This is a genomic window from Alteromonas sp. KUL150, assembly GCF_009811475.1.
GTDB classification, from domain to species: domain Bacteria; phylum Pseudomonadota; class Gammaproteobacteria; order Enterobacterales; family Alteromonadaceae; genus Alteromonas; species Alteromonas gracilis.
In genome coordinates this window covers 1-7,856 of record NZ_BLIJ01000081.1, presented here as the reverse complement: position 1 = coordinate 7,856, position 7,856 = coordinate 1, and the positions used below count along the sequence as shown (strand labels likewise).

Below are 7,856 nucleotides of genomic sequence, written 5' to 3'. Positions count from 1 at the left end.
CTGGCACTGTTTAAGAGAAAGTAAGGCCTGCTGATGACAAGCCTAAGAAAAAACGAACATTAGTTAGCGTATTCGCTTGCCTCTATTTCAGCCAAACGCGCCTTTGTAGGGTTCTTAATGTAGTTATACACCAAGCCCACAAATAGTAACGCTGCAAACCCTGTTGCCACCATGAAACCGTATTTAGCATCGCCGCCATTAGCGTCACTCACAAGCCCCATTATAAAAGGCCCGGCTGCCGCACCTGCGGCGGTGAAGAACAATATAACGCCGGCTACACTGCCGTGCTGATGCTTAGGAAAACAGCTTATCCCTTTGGAGTTGAAGGTTGGGTATATGACTGACATGAAAATACCTGTCAAAGGGAACAAGAACAGGGCAACTTGTTTTCCGCCCCACAAACCAATACCGAAACACAATACAATCGCGCCAGTGAATAGCATCAACACAAGTGCCCAGTTGAAACGAGACATCATCCAGATGCCTACAAATCGCCCTGCCGCTCGAAGAATAAAGAAGGCGGTCACTGAATATATGGCCAACGTTTGTGAAAAGCCTTCTGTATAACAATCATACGTCGCCTTAAGTGTGGTTGCATCGCACACTAAATAGCTTGGCATCCAAACATAAATTGCACTTTCTGCAGCAACATAAAGAAATGCACCTATCGAGAAACCCAGCGCATAGGGATTTTTAACCAATTTCAGACTTTGCGCTATAGATACCTTTTCTTCACCGTTTCCGGTGTTTCTTGTATAAGCAGGGTACTTAACTAATAACGCCCCCACAATGAGTACGGTGCAAACACCACCGGCAATGACATATAACCACTGCCATGCAACGCCTTGATGAATAAGGTATGCAACAATTAACGGGCCAATGATTGCACCTACGCCAAAGAATGCTTCCGCGCCGTTCATGGTAGCTGTGTGCTGTTTAGTAGATGACGAGATATCGCCAATTAACGCCAGGGCACCCGTTTTGAAGATACCCACGGCTACACCTGAAAGACTCATTAGACTCACAATAAGCATAAAGTCGTTGGCAATTAGGAAGCTGTAGCATGCTAGGCCAAAAAGCGCGAGCCCTATGATTATGGTAGGTTTTCGCCCTAGCTTATCGGCTAAAAAGCCCAAAAATAGACCTGATAGCGCAATACCCAGCATAGGGAGTGAGTGCATCAAGCTAGCTTGTGCATTAGTGACCGAAAACGCCACTTTTACTTCTTTGATTATCTCGCCTACAGAATCTGATGTCATTGCAAACATCATAAACATAAGGTACGTCAACCACCTGATAATTCTGCTACTAGAGTCATGATTAGGCATATTTTGTCTCGCAATTACACTGGCGAAAGGATTAGCTTAACCTTTCTTAAATTCATAAAAATACGTTTACTGTTTCACGTACTCATTTTGTAAAAAATAACGATTTAATAACCTTGAAAAATAAGCTTAATCGTTTAAGATAAAAGTTAACAGAATTTAAAAAGCCTGTAAACCCGATAATTTGGATGGGCTAACTTAGCATACAAGTGTGTAACAATTTGGAGTTTTCTATGAGCTATGCTGCTGACAGTGGTGTATGTTTAGACAGAATCTTGGCATCTACCGATTTATCTGGCCTTACAAAGAAAGACGCGACGACATTCACTCGTCGATTGAAGGCGCATTTTCCCCGTCTTTTTGAAAAATATACTTACGTCTATGGTCATCAGTACGACTGCTATTTTCATTTACAAAAGCTCGTTGAAATTTTAAGAGATGGTTTAAAAAACCGGAAGCCTGCACTTAAAAAGTTAGATAGCCGGCGCCTCGACTCTCCTTTATGGTATCGCGATGAAGAACAGGTCGGAATGGCCTGTTATGTTGATTTGATGGGACCAACGCTCAACGACCTACACGACAAAATTGACTATTTCAAAGCACTTGGTGTTACTTACGTTCATTTGATGCCTTTATACGATGCCCCTAAAGGTGATAGTGACGGTGGATATGCAGTTTCGGATTACCGCAAGGTAAATCCAACTTTAGGAACGGTCAAAGATCTGGAAAAACTTGCTGACGCACTCCAAAAAGAAGGGATTAATCTTGTTCTCGATTTCGTCTTTAACCATACCTCAGATGAGCATACCTGGGCCAAAGAGGCGTTAGATGGTAACAAACAATATCAAAACTATTACTACTTGTTTGATGACAGAACGATTCCAGATCAGTACGAACATACGCTTAGAGAAATCTTTCCACAGGTAAGAAGAGGCAGTTTTACCTTTAATGAGCAAATGGAAAAGTGGGTGTGGACCACATTCAACAGTTTTCAGTGGGATCTTAACTACAGCAACCCAGAAGTATTTAATGCAATCACTTCAGAAATGCTTTTTCTTGCAAACCTGGGCTGTGCTGCGCTGCGTTTAGACGCATTGGCGTTTATATGGAAAGAACTGGGCACAAACTGCGAAAACCAAGAAAAAGCACACGTGCTGATTCAAGCGTTTAACTGTTGTCTTCAAATTGTAGCGCCCGCCGTAGTGTTTAAGTCAGAAGCTATCGTACATCCCGATGAGGTACTGAAATATATCGATAAAGACGAGTGTCAACTGTCTTACAATCCACTGTTAATGGCGTTGCTATGGAACTCGCTGGCAACGCGCAAAACGCGGCTTTTAACCAGCTCAATGAAAAAGAGTTTTGCAATATCTGATAACTGTACCTGGGTAAACTATGTGCGCTGTCACGATGATATAGGATGGACATTCGACGATGCTGTCGCGCATGACATTGGCATTAATCCGTTCGATCATCGTTTGTTTCTCAATCAGTTTTACACCGGAAGGTTCGAAGGAAGCTTCGCAAACGGCGTACCTTTTGCTGAAAACCCGTCTAACGGCGATTGCCGGGTATGCGGGTCGCTAGCATCACTGTGTGGCTTGGAAGGCGCACTAAGCGATAACGACGCGCAAGGCGTAGACGAAGCGGTAAAACGCATGTTATTGCTCTACGGCATTACGTTTAGTATCGGCGGTATTCCTTTGCTTTATTCAAGTGATGAAATTGGAAAGCTTAATGACTACAGCTACCGTGATGACGATAGCAAGAAACACGATGACAGATGGGTAAATCGGATCGCTGTGACTAATGAAGACACCCAGTTAGCACTAGGTGAAACCACACCTTCAAATACGGCGCAGACCGCGAGCCTGCGCGTTTTTAAAGGTCTTCAGCAAATGATAGCGATAAGGAAGCAGAACGCCATCTTCGGTCAGGCCAAGACCCATATACTAGAAACCCACAATCAGCATTGCTTCGCCTTTTTGCGTGAAAATATTGAGGGTGAAAAGCTTCTTGCGATTTGTAACTTTAGTGAACACCCTCAATCACTATCCCGTAGCATTTTGGCAACACTTAAGCACTCTGCGAGTAAAGATTTGCTTACTGGTGAAACGGTCGAGATAAACTCTTCAGCACTACTACTCGCCCCGTTTCAACAAATGTGGCTACTTCCCGCATAATTATCTTTCTATAAACTACACCCAACTAATTTCTAGCGTCAGCTAGCAGATTAGTTGGGACTTGTTCAGCAAACAATTTAAATTCATTCACGTCAACAACTTAACAACTATCCCATAGTTTCAAAAGCAATTGAAAAAATTACTACTATACTTAAGTGTGTTGGTGATTATTTCACATGCTTGGAAGTGTGCGACACGTTAGACCACTAAAAGCGCAGGAAGTGAGAACATGCATGCTCCAATAGGTTTGGTTTAATACTTGCTAGGTTAATTCTTGCTAAGACTTCTTGGAATACTATTAGCAGTACTTCTCTGAATTAAGCCGCCGGCGAAATTCGAATTGTGTCATATGGATATGTTTAACATGGTAACGGATAGAACGATGCAAAGTGATAGCACTTTGGAATACATGTGCCCTTATTGCGGGGCAATTAATGATTTTAAACTCGACAGTCTTCGCGATATGTATCACGAACAGCATGAGTCATGCAGTTGCTGTAACAAGATACTAAGCCTGACCCCCGCTGACGGGATTGCAGGACGCGTAAATCTTATCGTCGATGAGATTATTAACGACAATGTCATCAAGTAACCTTCGCTTCTAGGTTAGTTCATGTCTCTCTAAACAAAAAACCGCTGAATTCAGCGGTTTTTTTAATGCTAGCAACGGGATGAGCCTAACGGAAAAACTCCCGCTTTAACTCGTTGTCTGTAAGGAAGCGGCCGCCTAATGCAGACGTCTTTGTATATGAATTCGTATCTCGAATGCCACGCGCCTTAACACAATAATGTGTGGCATTTATGCTCACTGCAACGTCTTCAGTGTTTGTGAGCGTTTGCAATGCCACGAGCACTTGCTGAGTTAACCGCTCTTGCACCTGGGGGCGTTGCGCAAAAAAGCCAACGAGCCTGTTTATTTTTGAAAGCCCAATTACGGTGTCTTTGGGAATGTAAGAAACCGTAGCAGTGCCATCAATAGTGACAAAATGATGCTCACACGTGCTTGTCAGGCTGATGTCCGAAACCTGCACTGGCTGATCAATCTGCATCTTATTTTCGATAGCAGTAATTTTAGGAAACTTTCGATAGTCCAGCCCACCAAAAATCTCATTAACATACATTTTAGCGATTCGCGCCGGCGTGTCACAAAGACTATCGTCAGCCAAATCTAAACCAAGCGTGTCCATAACATCTCGCATGGCACTTTCAATTCGCTTTCGCTTCTGTTCATCTGTCAGCCCATTAGCTACCATTGGCGTTTCTAACCCTTTGGCCTCCAATGCATCTCGTACACGTTGTGCTGATTCTGAAATAGAGTGGTCCAGTGCGTCGCGCACAATTACCGCTTCTTTTGCTAACATTGCTTTATCCGTTGTTACTGCTTTTTTTGAACTTCTACGCTGAGTTACTCGTAAAAGTTCGGTTATACAACAACATGACTTTTATTTAATGTTGTTGCTACCGATAGTGCTACTAACACAATAATAAAACTGCGACTGCTTATTTAAGAAGGACATCATCTTGAAATCACCTGTACTTATAACAGGCGCTAGCCAACGTCTTGGACTAGCCATGGCCGAAAGTTTACTTGAACAAGGCCAGCATGTAGTGGTGACGTATCGAACACCACGCCCGAGTATCACGATGCTTAAGGATAAAGGCGCAACAGTTTTACACGCTGATATTAGCACTGAGGCGGCTATTGATCGAGCAATTGATGAGATTAAGGCAATCAGTAAAACCTATCGGGCCGTTATTCATAATGCATCCGATTGGGCACAAGAAAAAGACAGTAGCGATAAGCAGAGCCTCATAGAGCGAATGATGATGATTCACGCTATCGCACCCTACCGCATTAACTTAGCGCTAGAAGATGCACTACGCGAGTATGAAGGCCAAGCCGATATCATTCATATGACTGATTACATTCAAGAAACGGGCAGCGAAAAACACATGGCATATGCAGCAAGTAAAGCTGCCTTGCACAATCTCACCTTATCGTTTGCAAAAAAACTTTCCCCTCAGGTAAAAGTAAATAGCATTGCTCCTGCTTTGCTTATGTTTAATGAAAATGACGATGAAGCCTATAAACAGAAAGCACTTAAAAAGTCGTTACTTGAAATAGTCCCTGGCGCGCAAGAAGCCGTGAAAGCGATGAACTATCTTTTTGATAGTGATTATGTGACCGGGCAAACCCTTCATCTCAATGGTGGGCGGCATTTGAAATAAGGCATACCCGTTCGTCAACTAACCGGCGTAGACCAATGTAATAAAGTAATCGTCACAGCCATTTAATTTCATCGCCATTTGCCTTGGTCTACAGGTGGGGCATGGCTATAATCCGAACCCTATTTTTACGCTATTTGGAATTTTACTATGCACGGCAACCGTACTATGGCACCTGAATGGTATGACATCGATGCTGTCATGCTGGCATGGCCGCATGCACAAACCGACTGGGCTCCATGGCTAGAAGAAGCGAGAACGACCTACCTTAACGTGATCTCGGCAGTAAATCGCAATAATGCGAGTGTTATTTTATTGTGTGCCCCTGATGATGTTGACAACGTTTTATCTCGTCTGCCTGAAAGTGCACAAGTGCTTATTGTTCCAGCATCCTTTAACGACACGTGGATGCGCGACTACGGTTTCATCACCTGTAAAGATAGTGAAGGTAATGGCTCGCCGGTAGAGTTTCGCTTTAACGGTTGGGGTAATAAGTTTAATGCTGCTGAGGATAACCTTGCCAATCAGCGTTATCTTGCCGCCATGTGTAAATCTGCACTACGCAGCAGTCCTATTGTTGCAGAGGGCGGTGCGTTAGAGATTGATGAAAACGGGCATTTACTGAGTACCGCGCAGTGTTTGCTTAACCCGGAGCGCAACGGCGATATGTCCTTAAGTGCCTATGAAGATGCATTTAAAGACATGCTGGGCTGCAGCAAGGTGACTGTTTTGCAAAATGGTCATTTAGAAGGCGATGACACTGATGGTCACATCGACACCTTGGTGCGCTTCACCCCGAATAAAGGCTTAGTGATTCAAGCCTGTAACAACCGCCCTAACGATAGTCACTTTGAAGGGTTAAAAGCGTTGTGTGACGAGTGCGCCCTTGAACTGCCTGAGCATGAACAGTTTCATTTACCGCTGCCTAATATTGTAAATGATGAAGGGGATCGCTTGCCGGCATCGTACGCTAACTACTTGATTTGTAACAACGCTATTTTACTGCCTGTTTATGGTGAAGAAGAAGACGCAGAAGCCATTGAAACAGTAAAAAGAGCACATCCCAATCATATTGTTGAACCAATTGATTGCAGTGTACTCGTAAGACAATACGGCAGCTTGCATTGTATTTCCATGCAGGTACCCACAAATACGTTAAAAGATTCAATTATCACCACCTTAAAAAAAGGAGTGTCTATACATGCGCCCAGCTAAGCTAAAAGTGGGTCTGGTACAACAGGCCGTTGCTGATAACGACAAAGCAACGAACTGGAATAAAAGTGCTGAACAAATTGCTAAATTAGCGGCTGAAGGCTGCGAGTGTATTCTTCTTCAAGAACTGCACAGCACCCTGTATTTTTGCCAGCAAGAAGATACTGACGCCTTTGACTTGGCTGAGCCAATTCCAGGCCCAGCGACAGACTTTTTCGGTGAACTCGCCGAAAAGCACAATATCGTATTAGTGACGTCGCTATTTGAAAAGCGCGGCTCAGGTTTGTATCACAACACTGCCGTAGTATTTGACCGCAGTAAAGAAATTGCAGGCAAATACCGTAAAATGCATATTCCCGATGATCCAGGCTTTTATGAGAAGTTTTACTTCACACCGGGCGATATGGGCTTCACGCCTATTGAAACCAGCGTAGGTAAGCTTGGCGTATTGGTATGTTGGGATCAGTGGTATCCAGAGGCAGCACGCCTAATGGCAATGGCAGGCGCAGATTTGTTGTTCTATCCTACCGCGATTGGCTGGGATTTAACTGACACAGAAGAAGAGCGTGCGCGTCAGCACGGTGCATGGGAAACCATTCAGCGCTCTCATGCCGTGGCGAATTCTGTTCCAGTCATCGTGGCAAACCGCACCGGCTTTGAGGCATCGCCTGTTGAAGGTGACCCGGGCATTCAGTTCTGGGGGCAAAGCTTTGTTGCAGGCCCACAAGGTGAGATTTTGGCCAAAGCCGAGGCTGAGGGCGAAACCACCCTAACCGTTGAGCTTGATATGGAGCGCACCGAGCAAGTGAAGCGCATTTGGCCTTACTTCCGCGACCGCCGCATAGACGCCTACGACGAACTAACCAAACGCTGGCGCGACTAACCTAAATAAGTGGGGTCAGAGTCTGAG

Annotated in this window: 7 protein-coding genes; 5 read left to right on the top strand and 2 right to left on the bottom strand. The window is 44.3% G+C overall.

The features are described from left to right. Positions 1 to 59: 59 nt before the first annotated feature. Positions 60 to 1,277, bottom strand: coding sequence for an MFS transporter (locus GVO62_RS18520; RefSeq protein WP_105932674.1), 1,218 nt, complete (start codon positions 1,275 to 1,277; stop codon positions 60 to 62). A gap of 281 nt (positions 1,278 to 1,558) precedes the next feature. Between GVO62_RS18520 and GVO62_RS18515 the strand changes: the two genes are divergently transcribed. Beyond that, positions 1,559 to 3,508 carry an alpha-amylase family glycosyl hydrolase gene (locus GVO62_RS18515; RefSeq protein ID WP_159120514.1) on the top strand — a complete coding sequence of 650 codons (1,950 nt, stop codon included), beginning with the start codon at positions 1,559 to 1,561 and terminating at the stop codon, positions 3,506 to 3,508. A 349-nt stretch (positions 3,509 to 3,857) separates the two neighbouring features. Next, positions 3,858 to 4,100, top strand: coding sequence for a hypothetical protein (locus GVO62_RS18510; protein ID WP_159120513.1), 243 nt, complete (start codon positions 3,858 to 3,860; stop codon positions 4,098 to 4,100). Positions 4,101 to 4,185: 85 nt separating this feature from the next. Here GVO62_RS18510 and folE read toward each other — a convergent pair whose 3' ends face one another. Then, the gene (folE, locus tag GVO62_RS18505; protein ID WP_105932671.1) at positions 4,186 to 4,869 is read right to left on the bottom strand and encodes a GTP cyclohydrolase I FolE; all 684 of its coding nucleotides are present in this window, start codon (positions 4,867 to 4,869) and stop codon (positions 4,186 to 4,188) included. Positions 4,870 to 5,029: 160 nt separating this feature from the next. Between folE and folM the strand changes: the two genes are divergently transcribed. From folM to GVO62_RS18490, 3 genes are all read left to right on the top strand, one after another. Then, a complete protein-coding gene (gene folM, locus GVO62_RS18500) occupies positions 5,030 to 5,737 on the top strand; it encodes a dihydromonapterin reductase (protein ID WP_159120512.1) in 708 nt (235 codons plus the stop codon). A 147-nt stretch (positions 5,738 to 5,884) separates the two neighbouring features. Next, on the top strand, positions 5,885 to 6,949 hold the full coding sequence (locus GVO62_RS18495) for an agmatine deiminase family protein (RefSeq protein WP_159120511.1): 1,065 nt from the start codon (positions 5,885 to 5,887) through the stop codon (positions 6,947 to 6,949). Next, positions 6,936 to 7,829: a carbon-nitrogen hydrolase gene (locus GVO62_RS18490; RefSeq protein ID WP_159120510.1), complete on the top strand. Its 894-nt coding sequence runs from the start codon at positions 6,936 to 6,938 to the stop codon at positions 7,827 to 7,829. The genes GVO62_RS18495 and GVO62_RS18490 overlap by 14 nt, the downstream gene beginning before the upstream one ends. Positions 7,830 to 7,856: the final 27 nt, after the last annotated feature.